The following is a 25,012-nucleotide window of genomic DNA, read 5'->3' as shown; positions in this document are numbered from 1 at the left end:
GCTTAATTACAAATTCTATAATTTTCTTTTCTGTTTTCCATAAAATTGATTTGTATTTTTATGGAAATTTTTAGTTTATGATTATCCCTGAATTTGAATCTACGTTACAATCTCTAAATCCATTTCCAGTATTAGGAGAGTTTTATAACAAAGCAGATTATGTGCCATTAGATTTATCAGTAACTAATAAGGATTTAGTTAATGTAGATGTCTCAAATTCTGATGATTTAGGGTGTTATGTCTCGAATCATATAAAAGTCAATAATGCTAAAGTGGCATATGGCGGTTATCTCGAAAAGCGAGGTATTTATAACCGAAGCGAAAATTTTAACCAGAATAACCCTGAAACCGAGCGAAATATCCATTTAGGTATAGACTTATGGATTGAGGCTAATACGGCAATTTATACACCTTTAGATGGGCAACTACATAGTTTTAATGACAACTCTGGTTATGGAGATTATGGTCCAACACTCATTTTAGAACACCAACATAATGGTATTGAATTTTATACGCTTTATGGGCATTTAAGCTTAAAATCTTTAAGCAAAAAACAGATAGGTGATACCATTATAAAAGGACAGCAAATAGCCATTTTAGGTACTGTAGAAGAAAATGGTGATTATCCGCCACATTTACATTTTCAGATTATAAAAGATATGCAAGGTTATTTAGGAGATTATCCTGGGGTTTCAAATCAGAACGATTTAGAATTTTATAGTACCAATTGCCCAGATCCTAATTTGTTGTTGAGGATGGAGTAATTTTGAAGTTTTGTTTAATGTTTTTATTTGATGTTAGACGAAGTTCAGTTTTTCAAATGGCAATGCCAACATAAAAAAATCCTGATGCGGTGAACATCAGGATTTAGTATATATGAGATTTTATTGTTAAATGTCGCTTAGTGACTTAGTCTTCCACCAAAACCCATTCGCCTTTATCAATTAAAGGAATGGCTTGTTTGTATTTTACGGTTTTAGCTTCACCACTCATCACGTGTTTTATGGTGACACGGTCGTTACGTCCAATTTTTGGTTGCTCACGTACAATCGTTTCAACGACTTGTTGCTGGCGACGAGAAGCACCTTCACCAACAGCACGACTTTGTGCAGCACGCTCATCCATATTTTGGATTTCGTCTTTTTGTTCTGTTGTTTTCTCTTGACGACGCGCCTTAGCTTCCTGAAGATTATTTGCTGTGTCTTGAGGAATTTCACCTTTAAACAAGAATGAAATCACATCCTTATTTACTTGGTCAATCATAACTTTGAACAGTTCAAAAGCTTCAAACTTATAGATTAGTAATGGATCTTTCTGTTCGTGTACTGCTAATTGTACAGATTGCTTTAACTCGTCCATTTTACGCAAATGCGTTTTCCAAGCATCATCAACAATGGCTAGCGTAATGTTTTTTTCAAAATCATTAATCAGTTGCGTACCTTTTGATTCGTATGCCTTTTCAAGGTCAGTAACTACTTGTAGTGTTTTTGTGCCATCTGTAAATGGTACAACAATTCGCTTAAATTTATCACGCTGTGTATTGTAAACATTTTCAATTACTGGGTAAGCTAAATCTGCTGCACGCTGCATTTTATCTCTGTAGTGTGCAAAAGCTGTTTTGTAAACGACACCAGCAATTTCTTGAGCGCCCATTTTAGCAAATTCAGCTTCAGAAATAGGAGACGCCATAGAGAAATAGCGAATGAGTTCAAACTCAAAGTTCTTATAATCGTTAGCTTCCTTATTAGTATCTGCAATGATTTCTGATGTGTCAAAAATCATGTTGGCTAAGTCTACACGCAATCTTACACCATCTAAAGCATGACGACGACGCTTGTAAACCACTTCACGTTGTGCATTCATAACATCATCATATTCTAATAAGCGCTTACGAACACCAAATTGGTTTTCTTCAACTTTTTTTTGAGCACGTTCAATAGACTTAGATATCATACTATGCTGAATAACTTCCCCTTCTTTAAGGCCCATTTTATCCATCATCTTAGCAATACGCTCACTACCAAACAAACGCATTAAGTTGTCTTCTAGAGACACATAAAATTGTGAACTTCCTGGGTCTCCTTGACGACCAGCACGACCACGCAACTGTCTATCTACACGACGAGAATCGTGACGCTCAGTACCAACAATGGCTAAACCACCTGCGGCTTTTACCTCGTCAGATAATTTAATATCGGTACCACGACCAGCCATGTTTGTAGCAATTGTTACTTGACCAGCATTACCAGCTTCGGCAACAATATCTGCTTCACGTTTGTGTTGCTTGGCATTAAGTACGTTATGCGAAATTTTACGCTGCGTTAATATTTTTCCTAATAATTCTGATATATCTACCGAAGTTGTACCAATAAGAACTGGTCTTCCTTCTTGTGATAGTTTAGTGACTTCATCAACAACAGCATTATACTTTTCACGCTTTGTTTTATAAACTAAATCTTCTCTGTCATCACGAGCGATTGGTCTGTTGGTAGGTATTTCTACTACATCTAATTTGTAAATTTCCCAAAGCTCACCTGCTTCTGTAACTGCAGTACCCGTCATACCAGATAACTTACGGTACATACGGAAGTAATTTTGAAGTGTTACTGTAGCAAAAGTTTGCGTTGCATCTTCAATCTTTACATTTTCTTTAGCTTCAATCGCTTGGTGTAATCCATCAGAATAACGACGCCCATCCATAATACGACCAGTTTGCTCATCGACAATCATTACTTTGTTGTCCATAACCACATACTGCGTATCTTTTTCGAAAAGCGCGTAAGCTTTTAAAAGCTGATTTAATGTATGTATACGCTCTGATTTTACTGAGAAATCACGAAATAATACTTCTTTTTCAGCAGCTTCATCTTCTGACGATAAGCCTTTGTTTTCAATCTTTGCAATTTCAGTGCCCATTTCTGGCATCACAAAGAAATTTGGGTCGTCTTTTCCAGAAAGAAATTCGACACCTTTATCAGATAATTCTACCTGATTGTTTTTTTCATCAATAACATAATAGAGTTCTGCATCTACTTTAGGCATCTCTCTATTGTTATCCTGCATGTAGAAGTTCTCTGTTTTCTGAAGGAGTTGCTTGATACCTTCTTCACTTAAAAACTTAATTAATGCTTTATTTTTTGGAATACCTCTATAAACTCGTAATAATTGAAAACCACCTTCTTTAGTGTCACCAGCTGCAATTAGTTTTTTAGCTTCAGCAAGGACACCAACTAAATATTTACGTTGTACTTCTTCTATTTGCTGCACCTTAGGTTTTAAAACATCAAACTCATGCTCATCGCCTTTAGGAATAGGACCAGAGATAATTAATGGTGTACGAGCATCATCAATTAATACAGAATCGACCTCATCGACAATTGCATAATGATGTGGACGTTGTACCAAGTCATCAGGCGAATGTGCCATGTTATCACGTAGGTAATCAAAACCAAATTCGTTATTTGTTCCGTAGGTAATATCAGCATTATACGCTTTACGACGTGCGTCAGAGTTTGGTCTGTGGTAATCTATACAATCGACACTTAAGCCATGAAACTGGAATAATGGTGCCATCCAAGCACTATCACGCTTTGCTAAGTAGTCATTTACGGTTACTAAGTGAACTCCACGACCAGCTAAGGCATTCAGGTAAACCGGTAATGTTGCTACCAAAGTTTTACCTTCACCAGTTTGCATTTCTGCAATTTTACCTTGATGCATGGCAATACCACCAATTAACTGAACGTCATAATGAACCATATCCCAAGTTATGGGCTTACCAGCTGCATCCCACGAGTTGGCCCAAAGTGCATTGTCGCCTTTGAGAGTTACATAATCATTATCTCCAGAGATTTCTCTATCGTAAGCATTTGCTGTAACCTTAATCTCAGTATTGTTTACAAAACGTTTTGCAGTTTCTTTAACAACAGCAAAGGCTTCTGGCAGAATGTCGTTTAATACATCTTCGGTTGTTGTGTAGATTTCGTCTTTAATACTATCAATTTCTTGATAGATATCTTCACGCTCATCAATATCTTCTGTGTTTTCTGCTTTGGTATTAAGCTCATCAATGCGAGCATTAAAAGGTGCACGTGCATGTGCAATTGTAGCTTTAAATTCTACTGTTTTTGCTCTTAACTCGTCATGCGATAAGGCTTCTAAAGATTGCTCAAAAGCTTTAACTTTCTCTACGATAGGCATTATGGACTTGACGTCTTGTTTGGATTTGTCTCCAACAAAAACTTTAAGTACTGAATCTAGTAATCCCATTTTGGTATGTATGTTTATAAAAAGCTCACCGAAGTTGCTTTTGTATTAGTTTTTTATTTGGCCTTTGAAGGCATTTCGTTTTGCTTTGCAAAATACTCTCAACAAAATACATTTTGTTTCAAGCAATGCTCAATATGGCAGTTTCAAATATACGTTTTGTATTAGGTTTGATGAAACCATCTCAAACAAAAAAAGTCTCAATATCGTTAAAACGAAAGAGACTTTTTTTAGTGTAATTTTTATAGTATTAATATTCGTCCTCGTTCCAGAGGTAATCTTCGTCAGTTGGATAATCTGGCCAGATTTCTTCTATAGAATCATAAGAGTCACCTTCGTCTTCTATAGCTTGTAAATTTTCTACAACTTCAAGAGGAGCTCCAGTTCTAATCGCGTAATCGATTAATTCATCTTTAGTTGCTGGCCAAGGTGCATCACTTAAATACGATGCTAATTCTAATGTCCAATACATTTGCTATTGCGTTTTAATTTTTGCAAAAATAATTTTTTAGTTTAAAAAGTCAAGAAAAAATTAAATTATTTAGCTTGGTAGAATAATATTATTCAAAATTGGTCTCGCTGAACATCTATATTTCTATTAATTAGAATAATTTATAAATGTTTACTCATCAATATAAAGAACGTATAATTTCATGTGTTTTTATTACTGCTTTTTAGCAGACACATGCTGTTCGCAACTAATCATTCTCTTTTGATGATAAAATTTTGAACATGCTTGTTTCATAACTTTTCGGATTGGCGTATTGCGTTTGCTAATCCTAGACAAATAAGGTTTAAGATTCCTTTTTAGGTATCCATTTTACTTCATCTGCTTGTAACTCATGAGACAACTTCCGTGCCAATACAAAAAGATAGTCAGATAGTCGGTTGATATACATTAATGTTTCAGGTTGAAAAGGCTCTAAATCATTAAGATGGCTCGCTAAACGCTCTGCCCTACGGCATACGGTACGTGCAATGTGACAGAATGACACAGTTTGATGGCCGCCAGGTAAAACAAAATGCGTCATTGGTGGTAATGTAGCATTCATACTATCCATATTATCTTCAAGAAGTTTGATGTCAGCTTCGGATATTTTAGGAATATTTAAACGGTTTTTTCCGTTTTTTAAAGTCGCTTTTTCTGGGTCAGTAGCTAAAATAGCGCCAACGGTAAATAGGCGGTCTTGTATTTCCATCAAGACCTTTTTATGCATTGGGTCAATAGCTTGGTCTCTAATTAAACCAATATATGAATTGAGCTCGTCTATGGTACCATAACTTTCAATACGTATATGATGTTTAGGAACACGAGTGCCGCCAAATAGAGCAGTTGTACCTTTATCTCCTGTTTTTGTATAGATTTTCATAATGTAAAGTTACAAGTTGAAAAGGGAAAAGAGAAAACTTAGGAGAAAAAATAAAGTGAATATAACTGAGAATTAGAAATTTATTTCTCTGACTTTTAATTAAATGTATCACTTTCAATAATACCATCGCGTAAGCGGATGACGCGTTTGGCGTGTGCCGCAATATCCTCTTCATGAGTTACCATAATTACTGTATTACCCTTAGAATGTATCTCGTCAAAAAGTGCCATAATTTCTTCTCCTGTTTTTGAATCTAAGTTTCCTGTTGGCTCATCGGCAAGAATTATAGATGGCCTGTTTACTAAGGCACGACCAACAGCCACACGTTGGCGCTGTCCGCCAGAAAGCTGATTGGGTTTATGATCCATACGGTCATCAAGGCCAACATCTGTTAGTACTTCTGATGCACGCTCGACACGCTGTTTTTTTGAAGCACCCGCATATATCATTGGTAATGCTACGTTATCTAAAGCTGTTGTTCTTGGTAGAAGGTTAAAGGTTTGAAAAACGAAACCAATCTCTGTGTTTCTAATTTCTGCCAACTCATCATCTGACATCTCACTAACATCATTTCCGTTTAGTAAATATGAACCAGCTGTTGGTGTATCTAAACAACCTAAAAGATTCATTAGCGTAGATTTACCAGAACCAGATGGTCCCATGATGGCAACATATTCACCACGCTTTATATCTAAATCAATGCCTTTAAGTACGTGAACGGTCTCTTGACCTAGTTTAAAATCTCTGATGATGTTTCTGATTTCAATGACGTTGTCACTCATATTTGTTGGTCTTTTAGCTAAATCTTTTGCAAGATAAAATAATTAAAAAGCTGTTGTCTGAATAAGACGTTAAAATTGGGAGCTTGTTACAATCTGATTGTAAAATGTTGTTTTGGTTGCTCTTTTCTGAAAAAAGCAAAGCCTAAATTAAAGCAGTCTACTGAAGCTGTTATTCTTGAATCTAAAATGATTTCCCTCCAAGCTTGAGTCATGTCTTTAGACCAATAGATGTCGTCAAATATGAAAACAGAATCGTTATGTGTTTTTGATATAAGTAAGTTAAAATATTCTAAGGTAGCTTCTCTATTGTGATGTCCATCAAAGAAAATACAGTCTAAAGTTTTCTTACCTAATTGTTTAATGGCTGATTTAAAATCTGAATTAATAGGCGATATATTTGAAAGTTCTAATACTTTGAATTTGTTTTTTGAGTATTGAAATGTATTTGGACAACCTTCTATTGTTATGATTTTGTTTGATGCATTTCCTAAAGACAGCGCTTGTGTACCGACACCTAAAGAAGTGCCTAACTCTAATGTGTACTTGAATTGAAAATATTGGGATATTCTGAAAAGTAATTTGGTGTCTTTAAGACTACTGCTAGAATTTTTTACCATTTTTGAAACACTACGCTTATTGGCACTCATGCGTTTTGAGCCAACTCCAAAATCTTTTATCTCAAGAGTGTCTTTAGATTGTAATAACTGCTTTCTAAATGCTTTTATATTGCTGTAAGCTTCATATTGCGTATTATCATAGAGGCATTTTGTTATAAAATCATATACAAACGGGGAGTGTACACCATGTTGGTTGGTAGATTTTAATAAAAACTTTATGTATGCAAGTATTTGATACATTAATTATCCTTCAAATTTTTCAGCTAGTTCAAACCATCGCATTTCTTTTTCTTCTATAGTAACTATTATAACTTGCAAGTCTTCAGATAGTTTTGCTATATCATCTTGTGATAAATCAGGATTTAAGAATTTAGCTTCTAAAGCTTTTTTATCCAATTCTAAAGAACGGATTTTAGATTCTAAGTTTTTGTATTCTTTCTGCTCGTTATAAGATAACTTATTAGCTTGATTTTGTTTCGTTACCTCAATATTTTCAGTCTTTTCCGATTTTGAGACTTGTTTAGGTTGACTATTTTCATAAGTGCGGTAATCAGAATAATTTCCTGGGAAATCATCTACAATACCTTCACCTTGAAATACAAACAAATGATCTACAATTTTATCCATGAAGTAACGGTCGTGAGAAACTACCAGTAGACAACCAGGGAAATCTAACAAGAAGCTTTCGAGGACGTTAAGCGTTACGATATCTAGATCGTTGGTAGGTTCATCTAAAATTAAAACATTGGGATTCTGAATTAAAACGGTACATAAATACAAACGTTTTTGCTCGCCGCCACTCAATTTTTCAACAAAATCATATTGCTTTTTTCGGTCAAATAAGAAACGTTCTAATAATTGTTGTGCACTTATTTGTCTCCCTTTTGCTAATGGGATATAATCGCCATAATCTCTAACAACATCAATAACTTTTTGGTTTGGTTTTGCCTTTATGCCACCTTGTGTATAATAACCAAATTTTACGGTTTCCCCAACGACGATTTTTCCACCATCTGGTTGCATGGATTGGGTAAGCATGTTTAGGAATGTAGATTTTCCTGTGCCATTTTTTCCAATAATGCCAATACGTTCTCCTTTTTTAAAGGTGTAATCAAAACCATTAAGAATTACTTTGTCTTTAAAGGCTTTTGAAACGTTATGAAACTCAACAATTTTACTACCTAAACGTTCCATGCTAATTTCAAGCTGAATAACATGGTCTTTACGGCGTTGATGCGCTTTCTTTTTTATTTCAAAGAAATCATCAATACGGCTTTTAGATTTTGTAGTACGTGCTTTTGGTTGACGACGCATCCAGTCGAGTTCTTTCTTAAAGAGTTGTTTGGCCTTACCAACTTCGGTTAATTCATTGGCAATACGGTCTTCCTTTTTTTCGAGGTAGTAAGAGTAATTACCTTTGTAAGTGAACATTTTGCCGTGATCTAATTCGATAATTTCGTTACAAACACGCTCTAAAAAGTAACGGTCATGTGTTACCATGAATAATGTCTGCTGGGTTTTAGCAAAATAATCTTCTAGCCATTCAATCATTTCAAGATCTAGATGGTTTGTTGGCTCATCCAGAATAAGAATGTCAGGTTTACTTATTAGAGCTTGTGCTAATGATAAACGTTTTTTTTGTCCTCCTGAAAGCGAACTTATTTTCGCTTTTAAGTCATTGAGTTTTAGTTGTGATAATATTTGTTGAAACTGTGTTTCGAACTCCCAAGCATTATGCCTGTCCATGTCTTCGAAAGCTAATTGATAGGTTTCTGTATCCTCAGGATTTTGAAGTGCTTTTTCATATGTTTCAATAACTTTTAGAATAGGTAAATCACTTGCAAAAATGGTTTCTTCAATTGTGAGTTTGCTATCAAGATTTGGTTCTTGATCTAGAAAAGCCAGTCTTAAACCTTTACGAATTACAACTTGTCCAGAATCAGTCGCGTCTTTACCAGATAAAATATTAAGTATAGACGTTTTTCCACTTCCGTTTTTGGCTACAAAAGCAATCTTTTGGTTTTTATGTATGCTAAAAGAGATATTGCTGAACAATTCTAGCTCACCATAGGACTTTGATATGTTTTCAACATTAAGGTAATTCAAGTTGTTCGGTTTTTTGCAAATATGGGAATTAATCCAAAAAGCAACTCAATAGTTTTGTTATTTCTAGCGTTAGATTATATTTGTGTGCAAACCTTATTTATATATGACTCGGTATTTGTTAGCTGTTATCTGCTTAGGACTTTTGTTATGTACATCGTGTATTCCTCAGAAAGATATTATTTACCTTCAGGATAAAGGCAATACAAATGATACTATTCCTAGCTTAGTTGAGCAGCAAAAGCCTTATCGTGTTCAGATTAACGATATTTTAAACATTAGAATTAAAGTCCTTAATCAAGAGGATGCAACAATTTTCAATCCTACAGGTGAAGGTTCTCTAGAGGCAAGCCCTCAAGAACGTGCCTATTTTGATGGTTTTACAGTAGATTTAAGGGGTAATATTAAAATCCCTCAGCTTGAGGAATTTCAAGTATTAAATTTAACCGCTACTGAAATAGAAGATTTAATAAAAAAACGTTTGTTAGAAACAGAATTTAATGAGTTTTCACAAATATTTGTTACAGTAAAACTAGCAGGTTTAAGATATACAACATTAGGAGAAATCAATAGTACAGGCTCTCAAGTACTTTTTCAAGAGCGCGCAACTATTTTAGAAGCCATTGCTAATGCAGGTGACATCCCTATAGAAGGTAACAGAAAAGAAGTTAGAATATTAAGACAGTATCCTCATGGGCAAGAGATTCATCGTTTAGACCTAACAGATATTAATGTGATGAAATCACCATACTATTATATTCAGCCTAATGATGTAATAATTGTAGATCCATTGGTGCAAAAATCACTTGGAACCGGAACTAATGGTATTCAAACTTTTACAACGATATTGAGTATAATTACTGTAGTTACAAGTACTGTTATATTGATTGATAGACTATAATTTATGACCAATTTAGATCAAGATTTTGAATTTGATGACTCAAAGGGTCGATTGACTTTTGATTTTCAGGGCTTTTTATTTAAGATTCTACGCAATTGGCTTTTTATAGGAATATCTGTTGCTATTGCTTTGGGTATATCACATTATATCAATGTTAGGAAGCAGAATATTTATCGCTTAAATGCATTAGTATCTGTAGAGTCCGAACAAAATCCTTTTTTTACAGCCAATACTAGTATTTCTTTTAATTGGGGTGGTGTTTCGGGGAAACTTGGCAAAGTAATGACCACTATAGCAACTCGTAGCCATAATGAGTTGGTTATAGATTCTCTACAATTCTATAAGCAATATCTAAAGCAAGGAAAATACCATTTGCTAGATATTTATAAAGCATCTCCTTACGATGTCGAAATAGATAAGGCGGAGTACCAAATGCTGGGGCGTCCAATAGAAATTAAGCATATTAATGACAATACATATAAATTAATCTATGATTTTCTTGAAACGCAGAGTGTCAGCTGTCAACGTTATTCTGATCGTTCAATAAAAAGTTTTAGTGTCTCGTCAGGAGTTTTCGAACAAGAATTTACTTATGGACAGCCAGTGCAATTGCCATTTTTTAATGGAGTCATAAATAAGCGTAATGGAAGAACTCCAGATACCAATAATCAGTACTTTATTCATTTTTTGAATTTTGATGGTCTTGTTTCTGGGTTTCAAAATAGTGTGAATGTCTCTTTTTTTAGAGGAAGTTCTACAGTATTATCCCTAGCGCAATCCGGTAATAATAAGGCAAAGATAGTAGACTACTTAAATGCCACTACTGAGATATTAAGAGAAACAGAATTACGTACAAAAAACTTGTATGCGACTAACACTATCGCTTTTATAGATAGTACAATGGCAGCTGTTGGAGATGATATTAAAGGCGTTAATCAAGAAATGGATGATTTTAGGTCATCCAACAAAGTGTTTAATGTCTCTGATGATATTTCAAATACCTCTGAACGCCTTAAAGAATATGAGACTAGTAGAGAATCAGAACGGACAAAAGTTAATTATTTAGATAACCTTGAAAACTATTTACGAAACAAATCAGATTATACAAATATAGCTGCACCTACATCTGTTGGTATTGAAGAAAGTGGCCTATTAAATAGCATAGGAAAATTAACAAGTTTAGCAATACAGCGTCAGAATCAAGAAAAGACAGCACGTGAAGGTTCTATTTTATTACGACGATTAGATGCACAAATTGATGCAGAGAAGAATGTTACTTTTGAGTTGATTAGTGCTGCCAAACGTGGTGTCAATTTGCAACTCAGTTCATTGAATAGTTCAATCGCAAAACTTGAGAGTGAATTAAAAAAGTTGCCGAAAGAACAGCAAGAGTTTTTAAAAATACAACGTAGGTTAGACATTAGTCAAGAAGCCTATAATGTGTATCAAGCAAAACGTTCTGAAGCTGCTATTGTTAAAGCAGCTAATGTTTCTGATATTACTATGATTGATGCAGCTAAGGATGTTGGTAATGGGCCAATAGGACCAAAGAAATCGCTAAATTATATGATGGCACTTTTATTGGGCGGACTTATACCGTCTCTGATAATATTTGTCATATTTATTTTTGATAATAATATTCATACATCTGAAGATGTCGAGCGTTTGTCAAAAATTCCAATTATTGGTTTAGTTGGTAAGTACGAATACAAAAATAATTTGGTAGCTTTTGAAAAACCTAAATCTGCTGTAGCAGAATCGTTTAGGTCTATTCGATCTAGCTTACAATTCATATATAAAAATCAAAAGAGTCCAGATGGTTCAAAAACACTAATGTTTACCTCTTCGATTAGTGGTGAAGGGAAAACATTTTGTTCGATTAATACAGCAACAGTTTACGCGCTTACAGGTAAGAAAACAGTATTAGTTGGTTTAGATTTAAGAAAACCGAAGATTTTTAATGATTTTGATGTTAAGAATGATAAAGGAGCGGTAAATTATCTTATTAATGATTCAGATTTAGATGGCATAACTCACAATACGCATATACCTAATCTAGACATAATTTTATCAGGTCCAATACCACCAAATCCTTCCGAGTTATTAATGAGCGAACGTATGAGCGAATTAATTGCTGAGTTGAAAACTAAGTATGATATGATTGTGTTAGATACACCACCACTCGGTTTGGTTACGGATGCATTAGAATTATCTCAGCATGCAGATGCTACTATTTTTATGGTGCGATTAAACTACACAAAAAAGGGCATGCTTGCTTTGGTAAACTCTAAGCAACAAAAGGGAGAATTAAAGAATGTTAATTTCTTACTTAATTTCTACAGGCATAAAAAAGGAAGTGGCTATGGCTATGGCTACGGCTACGGTTATGGCTATGGTTACGGTTATGGAGCCTATGGCAATGCATACCTCGAAAAAGAGAAGAAAAGCCTTTTAGGTCGAGTTAAAAAAATCTTTAAGCGTAAATAATAAGTTATTATAGTAGATATTGCTATTAACAACTTCTTTAAGTTTCATTTTAAGACTTTGTTATAATTGTTATATTAGCAAAACCCTAAATAGTAACTTACTTGAAATTTCATCAAGACGATAATTGGTTATACACCATTTCTGCAAAGCGTAAGCTTATAGACTTTAATTTTAAGGAGATTTGGCAGTACCGAGACTTATTGGTGCTTTTTGTTAAACGAGATGTTATTACGGTATACAAACAAACCATTTTAGGACCGTTGTGGTATTTAATACAGCCTCTATTTACAGCCTTAACCTTCACATTAATTTTTAATAAAGTTGCTAATATAGAAACGGGTACAGTACCGCCTTTTTTGTTCAATTTGGCTGGAATCTCTATATGGAATTACTTTAAAAGTTGTTTAACGTCTACCTCAAATACGTTTAGTGGTAATGCGGGGATATTTTCTAAAGTATATTTTCCTAGAATTATTTCTCCTCTATCATCTGTAATATCTAATTTATTACGCTTTTTAATTCAGTTATTAGTCTTTATTGCCTTCTATATTTATTATTATCTAAATGGAGCTGCAATTAGTATTAATGAATATATTTTTATTTTTCCGTTATTAATAATTCTTATGGCCTTGCAAGGTCTAGGATTGGGTATGATTATATCATCAATGGTTACTAAATATAGAGATGTCAAGTTTTTGCTAAATTTCGGTGTCCAATTATTAATGTACGTATCTGCAGTGATGTATCCATTGGCATTAATGCGTGAAAAGTTACCTCAGTTTGCATGGTTAGTAGATTATAATCCTCTGGCGTATATTATAGAAGCTACTCGATATGTATTGCTAAATGAAGGCTCTTTTTCATTAAGAGGTTTAGCCTACACAAGTTTAATTACTGTTGTTATTTTCTTTATAGGCCTTATTATTTTCAATAAAACAGAAAAAACGTTTATAGATACAGTTTAGTATGAAAGCCTTTTCTCATTATATAGTTACTCGATTTAATATTAAATCTGAAGGTTGGGTAAATGATAAAAATGGAAAGAAGGTCAATGACTTAGCATGGCTTAAGAAACGGTACGATTTGTTTAAAACATTTTGTTTGCCATCAATGCAAGCCCAAACCGAAAAAGAGTATTCTTGGTTGGTTTTTTTTGATGTGAATACACCGGAAGAGTTCAAAAAAAAGAATGAAGGAATTAGTGAGCAACTGCCTCAGTTTATTCCTTTATATGTAAATGACTTCTTAGATTTTGAAAATACTTTACGTGAGTTTGTATTTGAAAAATCACACACAGAGTATATTATGACATCGCGTTTTGATAATGATGATTCTTTTCATGAAGATGCAATAAACGCTATTCAGAAAGCTTTTGTAAAAAAGGATTTAACCATTATTGAGTTATCTAAAGGCTTAACTATGCTCATTGAAGATGAAACTAAATTAGCAAAAAGAGAAAATGTGTTTTCTGGCCCATTTATAACTTTAATTGAAAAGAAATCAGATGTTAAATCGCTTAAAACAGTCTATGATTGTGAACATACTTCATGGGGAGATTTAGCAGATTTTATAGCAATTGATAGTAATTTTTATTGGCTGCAAACAATTCATGATGCAAATATTTCTAATAGGTTATATCAAGACCTAACATATAGTAAAAAATTACTCAAAGGATTTAATTTTGATTATAGTGTCAAGTTTAAATTATCTTACTTGTTATTTGTAATTTGTAAAAACTTAGGAGTTTTTAAATTAAAAAGCATCTTTAAAAACGCATAATGAAAGAAAAAGAGATTATACTTAAAGTTGAAGATGTATCTAAACAATACCGCTTAGGTCTTATTGGAACAGGAACTTTAGGTGATGATTTAAAGCGTTTTTGGTATAAGATTAGAGGAAAGGAAGATCCTTTTTTAAAAATAGGAGATAGCAGTGACAGAAATAAATCTGCAACTTCAGATTATGTTTGGGCGTTACGTAATATAGATTTTGATGTTCAAAAAGGAGAGGTTCTCGGTATTATAGGAAAAAATGGTGCAGGTAAATCTACCTTACTTAAAATATTGTCTCGTATTACTTTGCCAACACAAGGACAAATAAAAACGAGAGGACGTATAGCTTCGTTACTTGAGGTAGGCACAGGCTTTCATCCAGAGTTAACAGGCCTAGAAAATATCTATCTAAACGGCGCTATTTTGGGTATGACCAAAGCAGAAATTCAGAAGAAAGAAGATGATATCGTTGAGTTCAGCGGTTGTAAAATGTATATAGATACTCCAGTAAAAAGATATTCATCTGGTATGCGAGTACGCTTAGCTTTTGCGGTAGCTGCTTTTTTAGAGCCAGATATTTTAGTCATCGATGAGGTTTTGGCTGTGGGTGATGCAGAGTTTCAAAAAAAGGCTATTGGTAAGATGCAGGATATAAGCAAAGGCGAAGGCAGAACAGTACTATTTGTAAGTCATAATATGGCTTCAGTGAAAACATTGTGTACGAAAGCTATAGTGTTAGAGCACGGAAGTATTGTCTTTTCAGGAGGAACAGATGAAGCAGTGAGTTATTATCTTAAAGGTGGAGGAGAAGTTGAAAATACCAAAGATTTTGATGAAGATTATGATAAGGCCGAATTTAAACTTCAAAACATTAGTGTCTATAATTCGGGAAATAAGGTAAAAGATGTGATTAAAGAGAGCCAGGATATCGAAGTGAAGACCGAAATATTTGTAAAAAGCAATACTCCCGAAAATTTACATATAACCTATCATATGACTAATGAATTAGGTGATGCCATGTTTTCATTTTCTAACCATAAATCTGGAGCGCCTTTGAAGAAAGGTGAAAATACCTTGTTGTGTAACATACCAGCAAAATTTTTACAATCTGGTCAATATTTTTTGTCATTAATAGTGGTGAGAGATAGAAAGCATGCCGCATTTGTGGAACGAGATATTATTAGTTTTACAGTAGTAGATTCTAGTCGTGAGATAGGCGAATATATGGGAAGAGAACCAGGTTACATAAGACCAAATTTTAATTGGAGCATTGCAGATGATTAACGTTACCAAAACATTTTTACCTCCTCAAGATGAATACCAAGCCATTTTAAAACATGCTTGGGATTCTGGATGGATAACCAACAGAGGTCATTTGGTAAAGCGATTAGAAGCTCAATTGAAAGACTATCTAAACGTGACGAACGTAATTTGCATGACTAATGGAACTTTGCCCATACAAATAGCCATTAAAGCTTTAGAATTATCAGGAGATATAATTACAACGCCATTTAGCTACGTAGCTACCACTTCTAGTATTGTTTGGGAAGGTTGTAAACCTGTTTTTGTAGATATACATCCAGAATATTTAACCATTGACGAAACTAAAATTGAAGCAGCTATAACCAAAAATGCAACTGCAATTTTAGCCACGCACGTTTTTGGTAATCCATGTAATATCGATGCCATTGAAGCCATTGCCAAAAAGCATAATTTAAAAGTTATTTATGACGCGGCACATTGTTTTGGAGTGACCTATAATGGGAAAAGTGTTTTTGAATATGGTGATGTAAGCACCTGTAGTTTTCATGCGACGAAGTTATTTCATACAGGAGAAGGAGGCGCAGCTTTTTTTAATTCTGATGAGTTGTATAACGATTTGTATTACCATCATAATTTTGGACATGATGGTACTGAGCGATTTTACGGTATTGGTATCAATGCAAAGATGAGTGAGCTACAAGCCGCCATGGGCTTAGCTGTTTTTCCTTATATAGAGACAATAATTGAAAGTAGAGAAGCTATTGTATTGGCATATAATAAAGCTTTTAGTAATACTACACTGAGTCTTTTAAAACTTAGAGAAGCTACAAAATGGAATTTTAGTTATTACCCCATTATTTGCCCTTCAGAGAAAAAGTTAAAAGCCATTTCAGAAGTTTTAAATGCAAATGATATTTATCCAAGGCGCTATTTCTATCCTAGTTTGGATGAATTACCTTATGTAAGCGGTTATAATTGTGAGATGTCTAGGTCAATAGCTAGTAGAGTATTGTGTTTACCATTATATCATGATTTAGACAAATCTAAGCAAGAAAAAATTATAGATTTAGTAAAACAGAGTTTATGAGCATAGCTATAATGCAGCCTTATTTTTTTCCATATATAGGGTATTTTCAATTAATAAATGCTGTAGATGAATTTGTGTTTTATGACGATGTAAATTTTATGAAAAAGAGCTACATCAATAGAAACTCAATATTACTTAACCAAAAGGCATTTCAGTTTACTGTGCCATTAAAAGAAGCATCTCAGAATAAACTCATAAAAGACATTGAAGTTTTTACTGGCCAAAAATGGTTTAATGATTTTTTTAAAACATTAGAGCATGCCTATAAATCAGCGCCTTTTTATCAAGAAGTGCTACAAATAGTAAAAACTATTTTTAATTCTGACTACAAAAATATAGCGGACTTATCTCTTATAAGCGTTACAGAAGTTTGTGAATATTTAAAAATCGACAGTAAGTTTAGTGTCAGTTCGCAAGATTATTCAAATACAAAAAAGTTAGCTAAAGCAGAACGTTTAATTGCGATTGCAAAACAGTCAGGTAAGCAGACTTATGTCAACGCAATTGGTGGTCGATCACTTTATAACAAAAATGAGTTTAAAGCCCAGAATATAGATTTAGTATTTCTCGAAACTCAAGACATAAAATATGAGCAGTTTGGAAACGAATTCGTTCCATTTCTTTCTATATTGGATGTGTTAATGTTTAATTCTAAAGCGTCTACAAAAGACCTTTTGAACAAATGTAGTTTAGTTTGAAAGAAGATTTAATTGATTTATTAGAACGCATAAACTCAGAATTTTCGGGTAAGCTTATTTCTACTGGAATAGAAGAATATATTTCAAAGTTAATAGGGAATAGTGTAATAAACACAGAATATCAAAATGATGTCTTGGCTGGTTTTATAGCTTTTTATGCTAACAATACAGAGACGAAAACTGGTTATATGAGTATGTTAGCTGTAGATAAATCTTATAGGGGTAATGGTGTTGCCGAGATGCTAATTGTCAAAGCAGAAGGCCATTTGAAAAAGATTGGATTTAAGTATTTTGATTTAGAGGTTTTAAAATCCAATGCATCAGCTATTGCATTGTATGCGAAAAAAGGGTTTAGCATTTTTGAAGATGATACTACGCATTACAAAATGAGAAAATCATTATAACTATGGAAGTCAGTGTTTTAATGATTACGTACAATCATGAAAAGTACATAAAACAAGCTATTGAAAGTATTGTTAATCAGATTACTGACTTTGATTTTGAGCTAATTATTGCTGATGATAATTCTAAAGACAATACAGAGAAGGTTGTAAAATCTATTAATAATATTTCTGAAAAATTAAGCTTAAGGTATTTTAAAAACCAAGAAAACCTTGGTATGACTAAGAATTTTGAATATGCATATTCAAAGTCTAATGGAAATTTTATTGCAATATGTGAAGGTGATGATTATTGGAGTGATAAAAATAAGCTTCAAAAGCAAGTAGATTTCCTAAAAAATAACGAAGGATTTAGCTTTTGTTACACGCGCTTTAAAGTATATCAGAATAATAATGATTCTTTTGCAGAAGATTTTAATGGTAAGCATTTTTATAATAAATCTAAATTTGTTCCATTTACTTATCAGACTTTTAGTGAAGGATGGCATATAGGAAATCAGACTTTAGTTTTTAGAAAATCTGATTTTAATGAACAATCATTTAAAAAATTTAAGAATTTTAAAGATGTACATCTTATATCTCAGTTATTAAAAGTTAATCAAGGCGCTTGCCTTAACTTTTTTGGTGCAGTATATCGGCAACATGATGGTGGTATCCATACTACTATTTCAGAATATAATGGCTATAAGATTGGGTATTTAACACACAAAGAGATTTATTTGGATAATAAGACTAATATCTATTTAAAACGTAAATATTTACATTCTTATAAGAACTTTGTTAATGCAAATATTAGAGCTGGGCATTTGATGAAAGCATTTTGGATGAGTTTAGATTTGTTTATTAGAGATTGGAAATTTCTAGATTTTTTACGTCATATAAAACGTATTTTCGTAAAGCTTGTTGGTAATAAATGAATATGTCTAAAAAAATAGCGGTAGTAGTTGGCGTTTTTCCAAGTGTTTCAGAAGCATTTATAGTAAATCAGATAGAGTATTTAATTAACACTGGTCATAAGGTTCATGTTTTTGCTACTAGAGAATTAGATGATATAAATCCGCTTTTTTCTTCTGAGAAGTACAAAGGTCTGATTGCAAAAACGCAACTGTTAAGTAATAAAGGTGTTCTTCCAAATTCTATAATTATAAGATTTGCAAAGGCAATTAAATTACTTTTAAAATTTAGACTTACAATACATTTATTAAAGACGTTTAATGTTTTTAAATATGGAAAAGATGCTTTAAACTTTAAAGTCTTTTATAGATTATATTACCAATATTTCTTCACTATTAATAACTATGATATTGTGCATATTCATTTTGGAGATAATGCAGTGCATTTAAAAAATCAGATTAAAAATTTTGATAAAAAAGTATTGCTTTCTTTTCACGGATATGATGCGCACAAATTCGATGCTGAGTTTTATAAGCCGTTATTAGATTATAAGAACTTAAGACTTACAGTAAATACTAATTATACAGCTTCAAAAGTGAGACAATTAGGTTTTCAAAATAAAATCTATGTTCTGCCAGTTGGTTTGGATACAAAATTCTTTAAGCCTATAGACTATCAATCTTCTGAAGAAAAGCATAGTATTAAATTACTTTTTGTTGGAAGGTTGGTTGAATTTAAGGCGCCTTTAATTGCAATTTCTATAGTTGAAGAATTAATTAAACGAGGTGTTTCAGCTGAAATGAATATTATTGGTGATGGCCCACTTTTGGCTAAATGTAAATCTGTAATTATTGAAAAAAACCTAAGTAACTGTGTTTATTTACATGGAAGCAAATCACAGAAAGAAATTGTAGAAATGATGAATGCTTCCACAATATTTGTTTATCCAGGTATAGTAGATGAGACAGGAAGATGTGAAAATCAAGGTTTAGTTCTTCAAGAAGCGCAAGCTATGCAATTGCCTGTGGTAACATCTAATGTTGGTGGGATTTCTGATGGATTAATTGATGACGAAACAGGATTTTTAGTGAACGAAAAAAATATAGATGAGTTTGTTTCTAAAATCTTATGGTTAATAAATAATCCAAGCGAAAGAAAAGCGATGGGAGAGGCTGGACGTGAGTTTGTAAAGGCAAATTATGATAGCGAAATCCTAGGGGAAAAATTATTAATTATATATGATTCAAAAAATTATAATGAGTAAAATTATTTTAATCTACTAGCCAAGATATGCTTTTTAACTCTATTGACTTTGCGATATTTTTGCCAGTAGTTTTTGTATTGTATTGGTTTGTTTTTAAGAATAAATTAAAGCTTCAAAATTTATTTATTCTTGGTGCTAGTTATTTCTTCTATGCCTCTTGGGACTGGCGGTTTTTATCGCTAATAGTTTTTAGCACTTTAATCGACTATTCAGTAGGTGTATATTTGGCAAAGGAAAATAAAGCATATAAGCGCAAATTGTTGTTATATGTAAGTCTGCTTTCTAATGTAGGTATTTTAGTTTTTTTTAAATATTACAATTTTTTCCTAGATAATTTTATCGAGGTATTTTCATTTTTTGGCAGAAATATTAGTCCTAAGTCTTTAAATCTAATATTGCCTGTAGGAATTAGTTTTTATACATTTCAAACATTAAGTTATACAATAGATGTTTATAGAAAAAAGCTAGAGCCTACAAAAGATATTATAGCGTTTTCAGCATTTGTTAGTTTTTTTCCACAACTTGTAGCAGGTCCTATAGAACGCGCAACAAATCTTTTGCCTCAATTTTATAAGAACCGCACATTTAATTACCAACAAGCAACTGATGGTTTGCGGCAAATATTATGGGGGTTATTTAAAAAAGTTGTAATTGCTGATAATTGTGCCGAATACGTAAATCAAATCTTTAATAATACATCCGAGTACTCAGGAAGTACACTAGCATTAGGCGCTGTATTGTTTTCATTTCAGATTTATGGTGATTTTTCTGGCTATTCTGATATTGCAATTGGTACTTCGCGCTTATTTGGTTTTAATTTAATGCAAAATTTTGCGTTCCCATATTTTTCTAGAGATATTGCTGAATTTTGGCGGCGCTGGCATATTTCTTTATCTACATGGTTTAGAGATTATGTATATATACCATTAGGTGGTAGTAGGGGTAGTTTGATTAAGACTATTAGTAATGTATTTATAATATTTATAGTTAGCGGATTTTGGCACGGTGCCAACTGGACTTTTATAATTTGGGGAGTATTAAATGCCTTATACTTTTTGCCACAATTAATACTTAAAACTAATAGAAATAATATTGAAATTGTTGCCAAAGGAAAGCTGTTTCTAAGCTTAAGAGAATTTTTTGCTATCAGTATAACATTTTGTTTAACTACATTGGCATGGGTGTTTTTTAGAGCAGAAAATTTTAATCATGCGATAGCGTATTTGTCAAGTATGATAACAAATGGAGCCTCATATTTAGATATTAATATTTATTGGCAGTATAAAGGAGTTATAGGGTTAATTATCACTTTGATTATTATTGAGTGGTTTGGACGAGATAATAAACATGCTTTAGAAGCCTTGGTTACTAAGCTAAATAGACCACTAAGGTATACTTTTTATTATTTAATTATACTGGTAATAATATGGTATAGTGGAAAAGGTGAGGAGTTTATTTATTTTCAATTTTAATTTTTATGAGAAGGTTTATAAAAAATAGTCTACTTTTTCTTTGTCTTCTTTATGTTATTCTTTTGGCTCTTGATATCTATTTATCAAAATATCTTAAGAGTAGCCATGAGTTTTCTGGTGAGATTGAGGTATGGGAAGATATATACAAAAGTAATTTGGATTTAGATGTTGCCATTTATGGCTCTTCAAGAGCATTTGTACATTTTAACTCGCAAATTTTAAATGATAGTTTAAGGCTATCTACCTATAACTTTGGAGTTGACGGCCATAACTTTTGGTTACAATACTACAGACATAAAGAGTATTTAAAATATAATCCTGCTCCAAAAACAATAATAATTGCTGTTGACATGTTTTCTTTAGCTAAGCGAGAAGATCTTTACAATCAGCATCAATTTTTGCCATATATGTTATGGAATCACTCGTTACGAGAAACGCTCTCTGATTACGATGGATATCATTCAGCAGAATATTATATTCCTTTTATAAGGTATTTTGGTAAAAGGAAAAAATTACCATTATTGTCAGCTATAATTTCTAATAAAAAGCAAGTGAAACCATACCGAAATTTAGGATATAGAGGTATGGATAGAAAATGGAATAAAGACTTTGAAAATGCAAAAAAAAAGATGAAATCTTATGAGGTCAAGCAACATAAACCATCTGTAAATTTATTTGAAAAATTTATAGTTGAGTGTAAAGAAATGAATATTAACCTAGTATTAGTTTATTCACCTCAGTATATTGAAGGACAAAATTTTATAAAAAATAAGGAAGAAGTTGTAAAAGTGTTTGAGAATTTTTCTGATAAGTACAATCTTGAATTTTTAAATTATTCAAATAATAAAATAAGTTTTGATAAATCTTTGTTTTACAACTCAAATCACTTAAATAAAACTGGAGCAGATATATTTACGTCAACCTTTGCTAATGATTTTAAAAAAATAATAAGTTATCGATTTGATTATTAATATTTTATGAGTCTAAAAGTTTCTATAATTATTCCAAGCTATAATCGCGCAGACTTAATAGGCGAAACACTAGAGTCTATTATTTCTCAAACCTATACTAATTGGGAGTGTATTGTTGTTGATGATGGTAGCACTGATAATAGTTTTGAGATTATCAATGCGTTAGCAGAAAAAGATAATCGGATAAAGTTTTATAAAAGACCAGAGACGAAACCAAAAGGCGCTAACGCATGCAGAAATTATGGTTTTGAACTAAGTAATGGTGATTATATTAATTGGCTAGATAGTGATGATATGTATCATCCTGAAAAATTAGAAAAGCAGATTTCTAGTATCCAAGATAATGAGATATCTTTTTCAGTGTGTAAGTCTTATGTTTTTAATAGGTCTATTGACGAGAGTGATTCTCTTTTATTAAAATCACAGCATATAAAAACAGAAGATGCTTTCAACGATTTTATATCAAAGCATATTATTATTCCAATTCAGGCTCCAATTTTTAAGAAGCAATTCTTGACTGATAATAATTTTTATTTTGATGAGTCTTTACAAGCAGGGCAAGAATGGGAGTTATTTGCAAGAGTTCTGCATAAGGAAACAAATTATTCGGTTATAGATGAGCCACTTGATTATATCAGAAATCATGATAATAATATATCTAACAACATATCAGGCGAAAAGTATTGGCACTATTATCTAGCTAGAAATATGCTAGAAAAAAAGTTAGATGGAAATCTCACTCAAAAGAGTAAAGACATTTTAAATATTTTCTACCTTTTTATCTTTAAACGATTTACAAGATTAGGTAGTTTTAAATATGCTGAGATTGTTTTTAATGAAAAAATTAAAAAAGTAGAAAAGCTTACAGGCAAAGAAAAAAGGCTTTTAAAATTGGGCTTATTAAGCTATAAATTATTTTCTAAAGGCGACTTTTTTTTAAGTAAAGTATCTCTGTATAAGTAAATTTATGCTTTCAAATATTAAATATCGTTACGGGAAACTAATTGCTTTTATTAGCAATATGCATTTTGTTTATATAAAGTGCTTCTTTAGCTCTCTAATTAGACAACAGCGCAAAAGCCCTAAAACAATCCCAATAATTATTATCAATTTTAATCAACTATTTTATCTCAAACAGCTTATTGAGAGTTTACAAGAAAAGGGCTATTCAAATATTGTTGTTATTGATAATAATTCAACGTACAAACCATTGTTAGAGTATTATAATACTATTGAAATGAATGTTAAAATTCATAGATTGGATAGTAATGATGGACACTTATCTTTTTGGAAACATAAAGAATTAGTAGAAAAATATACTAAGGGTTATTATGTGGTTACTGACCCGGATGTTGTTCCTCTTACAGAATGTCCTGACGATTTTTTAAAAACCATGCTTAAACTTTTAGATAAAGCTTATGACCGAACAAAAGTTGGTTTTTCTTTAAAGTTGGATGACATACCAGAACATAATCCACAGATGGAAAAAATTAAAAATTGGGAAAAGCAATTCTGGACTACTAAGATTCATCCTCAAGCCCATAAAGCGGAGATAGATACAACTTTTGCGTTGTATAGACCAGATTACCAATACCAACGTAAAAACTTTACTAAAGCTTGGCGTACTGATTATCCTTTGCAAGCTATTCATGGCGGCTGGTATATTAATCCTGCCAATCTTACAGAAGAGCAAATTTATTATCAGAAAACGGCAAATGAATCAGCGTCTTGGCTATTGGAAGAAGATGGCGAATTAAAAAGCGATTTACATCAAAAAACATATACAGATGAAAGCAAATAATGTTCCAGTAGTTTCCATTTGTATTCCTACCTTTAACGGTGAAGCTTATATTGAGGAATGTCTTAATTCGGCGCTATCTCAAACCTACAATAACATAGAATTAATAATTTCTGATGATGCTTCAAATGATAACACATTAGAGATTATTAATGTATTAAAAGGTAATACAGAAATTCCTATTCATATTTTTCATCATGCACCAAATGGCATAGGTGCCAATTGGAATAATTGTATTAAGAATTCCAACGGTCAATATATTAAGTTTCTATTTCAAGATGATGTTTTGGCTCCAGACTGTGTTGAGAAGCACGTTAACGTTATGCGCTCTGAAAGTAATATAGCTATGGTGTATGCAAAGCGTCACTTTATTCATGTTGAAAACTCTGAATCTATTTTAGAGTTTAAAAAAGTATATGGCAACCTTCATGAAAATTGGTCAAATCTAAAGATTAATGAGGGTGTTATTGAAGGTAAGGCATATTTAAAGGATAGAAATTTTTTAAATGCACCAAAAAATAAAATAGGGGAACCAACAAGTGTACTTATTGACAAAGCTTGTTTTGATAAAGTGGGTTATTTTAATGAGGAATTAAAGCAAGCTTTAGATTGTGAGTTTTGGAGCCGTTTAATGCCTTTTTACAAAATAGGTTTTGTAGATGAGCATTTAAGCTCGTTTAGATTGCATGCTGCTCAAGCATCTGCTGTTAATAAGTCTGAAAAAATAAATGAAACTGAAGTTTTATATAAGATGTATTACGATACCTTGTTACCTTATTTGCATAAAGAATGCCGTCTAAAACTTCAAAAGAGATTTCACCCTATAATATCAAGATTAGTAAAACTAAAAGCGAGATTTAGTTAAG

General features: G+C 32.4%; 22 protein-coding genes. 16 read left to right on the top strand and 6 right to left on the bottom strand.

Annotated features, from left to right (window positions below; all coding sequences use genetic code 11):
- Window positions 1–77 precede the first annotated feature (77 nt).
- Entirely contained in the window at window positions 78–764 is a 687-nt protein-coding gene (locus Q0770_RS05185; RefSeq protein ID WP_299114730.1) for a peptidoglycan DD-metalloendopeptidase family protein, read from the top strand.
- A 145-nt stretch (window positions 765–909) separates the two neighbouring features.
- Here Q0770_RS05185 and secA read toward each other — a convergent pair whose 3' ends face one another.
- From secA to Q0770_RS05155, 6 genes are all read right to left on the bottom strand, one after another.
- Window positions 910–4,269, bottom strand: coding sequence for a preprotein translocase subunit SecA (gene secA, locus Q0770_RS05180; RefSeq protein ID WP_299114728.1), 3,360 nt, complete (start codon window positions 4,267–4,269; stop codon window positions 910–912).
- Between the two features lie 247 nt (window positions 4,270–4,516).
- Entirely contained in the window at window positions 4,517–4,738 is a 222-nt protein-coding gene (locus tag Q0770_RS05175; RefSeq protein WP_008272287.1) for a DUF2795 domain-containing protein, read from the bottom strand.
- A 322-nt stretch (window positions 4,739–5,060) separates the two neighbouring features.
- Entirely contained in the window at window positions 5,061–5,636 is a 576-nt protein-coding gene (locus Q0770_RS05170) for a cob(I)yrinic acid a,c-diamide adenosyltransferase (protein WP_299114727.1), read from the bottom strand.
- Between the two features lie 95 nt (window positions 5,637–5,731).
- Window positions 5,732–6,418, bottom strand: a complete 687-nt coding sequence (locus tag Q0770_RS05165) for an ABC transporter ATP-binding protein (RefSeq protein WP_299114726.1) — start codon at window positions 6,416–6,418, stop codon at window positions 5,732–5,734.
- Between the two features lie 86 nt (window positions 6,419–6,504).
- Window positions 6,505–7,275, bottom strand: a complete 771-nt coding sequence (locus Q0770_RS05160) for an O-methyltransferase (protein WP_299114725.1) — start codon at window positions 7,273–7,275, stop codon at window positions 6,505–6,507.
- A 3-nt stretch (window positions 7,276–7,278) separates the two neighbouring features.
- Window positions 7,279–9,141 (bottom strand): ABC-F family ATP-binding cassette domain-containing protein, encoded by a 1,863-nt coding sequence (locus Q0770_RS05155; RefSeq protein ID WP_299114724.1) that lies wholly within the window; start codon window positions 9,139–9,141, stop codon window positions 7,279–7,281.
- A gap of 103 nt (window positions 9,142–9,244) precedes the next feature.
- Between Q0770_RS05155 and Q0770_RS05150 the strand changes: the two genes are divergently transcribed.
- The 15 genes from Q0770_RS05150 (at window position 9,245) to Q0770_RS05080 (ending at window position 25,011) form a co-directional block, all read left to right on the top strand.
- On the top strand, window positions 9,245–10,039 hold the full coding sequence (locus Q0770_RS05150) for a polysaccharide biosynthesis/export family protein (RefSeq protein WP_299114721.1): 795 nt from the start codon (window positions 9,245–9,247) through the stop codon (window positions 10,037–10,039).
- A 3-nt stretch (window positions 10,040–10,042) separates the two neighbouring features.
- Complete coding sequence (locus tag Q0770_RS05145) at window positions 10,043–12,526, top strand: tyrosine-protein kinase family protein (RefSeq protein ID WP_299114719.1); 2,484 nt, start codon at window positions 10,043–10,045, stop codon at window positions 12,524–12,526.
- A gap of 101 nt (window positions 12,527–12,627) precedes the next feature.
- Window positions 12,628–13,491: an ABC transporter permease gene (locus tag Q0770_RS05140; RefSeq protein ID WP_299114717.1), complete on the top strand. Its 864-nt coding sequence runs from the start codon at window positions 12,628–12,630 to the stop codon at window positions 13,489–13,491.
- Between the two features lies 1 nt (window position 13,492).
- On the top strand, window positions 13,493–14,305 hold the full coding sequence (locus tag Q0770_RS05135; protein ID WP_299114715.1) for a glycosyltransferase: 813 nt from the start codon (window positions 13,493–13,495) through the stop codon (window positions 14,303–14,305).
- Window positions 14,305–15,582 carry an ABC transporter ATP-binding protein gene (locus Q0770_RS05130; protein WP_299114713.1) on the top strand — a complete coding sequence of 426 codons (1,278 nt, stop codon included), beginning with the start codon at window positions 14,305–14,307 and terminating at the stop codon, window positions 15,580–15,582. The genes Q0770_RS05135 and Q0770_RS05130 overlap by 1 nt, the downstream gene beginning before the upstream one ends.
- On the top strand, window positions 15,575–16,648 hold the full coding sequence (locus Q0770_RS05125) for a DegT/DnrJ/EryC1/StrS aminotransferase family protein (protein WP_299114711.1): 1,074 nt from the start codon (window positions 15,575–15,577) through the stop codon (window positions 16,646–16,648). The genes Q0770_RS05130 and Q0770_RS05125 overlap by 8 nt, the downstream gene beginning before the upstream one ends.
- Window positions 16,645–17,346, top strand: coding sequence for a WbqC family protein (locus Q0770_RS05120; RefSeq protein ID WP_299114709.1), 702 nt, complete (start codon window positions 16,645–16,647; stop codon window positions 17,344–17,346). Before Q0770_RS05125 ends, Q0770_RS05120 begins: the two co-directional genes overlap by 4 nt.
- Window positions 17,343–17,750, top strand: coding sequence for an N-acetyltransferase (locus Q0770_RS05115; protein WP_299114707.1), 408 nt, complete (start codon window positions 17,343–17,345; stop codon window positions 17,748–17,750). Before Q0770_RS05120 ends, Q0770_RS05115 begins: the two co-directional genes overlap by 4 nt.
- Window positions 17,751–17,752: 2 nt before the next feature.
- A complete protein-coding gene (locus Q0770_RS05110) occupies window positions 17,753–18,664 on the top strand; it encodes a glycosyltransferase family 2 protein (protein WP_299114705.1) in 912 nt (303 codons plus the stop codon).
- A gap of 2 nt (window positions 18,665–18,666) precedes the next feature.
- Window positions 18,667–19,905 (top strand): glycosyltransferase, encoded by a 1,239-nt coding sequence (locus tag Q0770_RS05105; RefSeq protein ID WP_299114703.1) that lies wholly within the window; start codon window positions 18,667–18,669, stop codon window positions 19,903–19,905.
- Window positions 19,906–19,931: 26 nt separating this feature from the next.
- The gene (locus Q0770_RS05100; RefSeq protein ID WP_299114701.1) at window positions 19,932–21,377 is read left to right on the top strand and encodes an MBOAT family protein; all 1,446 of its coding nucleotides are present in this window, start codon (window positions 19,932–19,934) and stop codon (window positions 21,375–21,377) included.
- Window positions 21,378–21,382: 5 nt separating this feature from the next.
- The gene (locus Q0770_RS05095; RefSeq protein WP_299114699.1) at window positions 21,383–22,348 is read left to right on the top strand and encodes a hypothetical protein; all 966 of its coding nucleotides are present in this window, start codon (window positions 21,383–21,385) and stop codon (window positions 22,346–22,348) included.
- Window positions 22,349–22,354: 6 nt separating this feature from the next.
- Window positions 22,355–23,311: a glycosyltransferase family 2 protein gene (locus Q0770_RS05090; RefSeq protein ID WP_299114697.1), complete on the top strand. Its 957-nt coding sequence runs from the start codon at window positions 22,355–22,357 to the stop codon at window positions 23,309–23,311.
- Between the two features lie 4 nt (window positions 23,312–23,315).
- Window positions 23,316–24,149, top strand: coding sequence for a glycosyltransferase (locus Q0770_RS05085; protein WP_299114695.1), 834 nt, complete (start codon window positions 23,316–23,318; stop codon window positions 24,147–24,149).
- Window positions 24,136–25,011, top strand: coding sequence for a glycosyltransferase (locus Q0770_RS05080; RefSeq protein WP_299114693.1), 876 nt, complete (start codon window positions 24,136–24,138; stop codon window positions 25,009–25,011). The genes Q0770_RS05085 and Q0770_RS05080 overlap by 14 nt, the downstream gene beginning before the upstream one ends.
- The last annotated feature ends 1 nt before the right edge of the window (window position 25,012 follow it).

Source organism: uncultured Winogradskyella sp., from assembly GCF_947501905.1.
Lineage (GTDB): Bacteria > Bacteroidota > Bacteroidia > Flavobacteriales > Flavobacteriaceae > Winogradskyella.
This window is presented reverse-complemented; position numbering and strand designations above follow the sequence as displayed.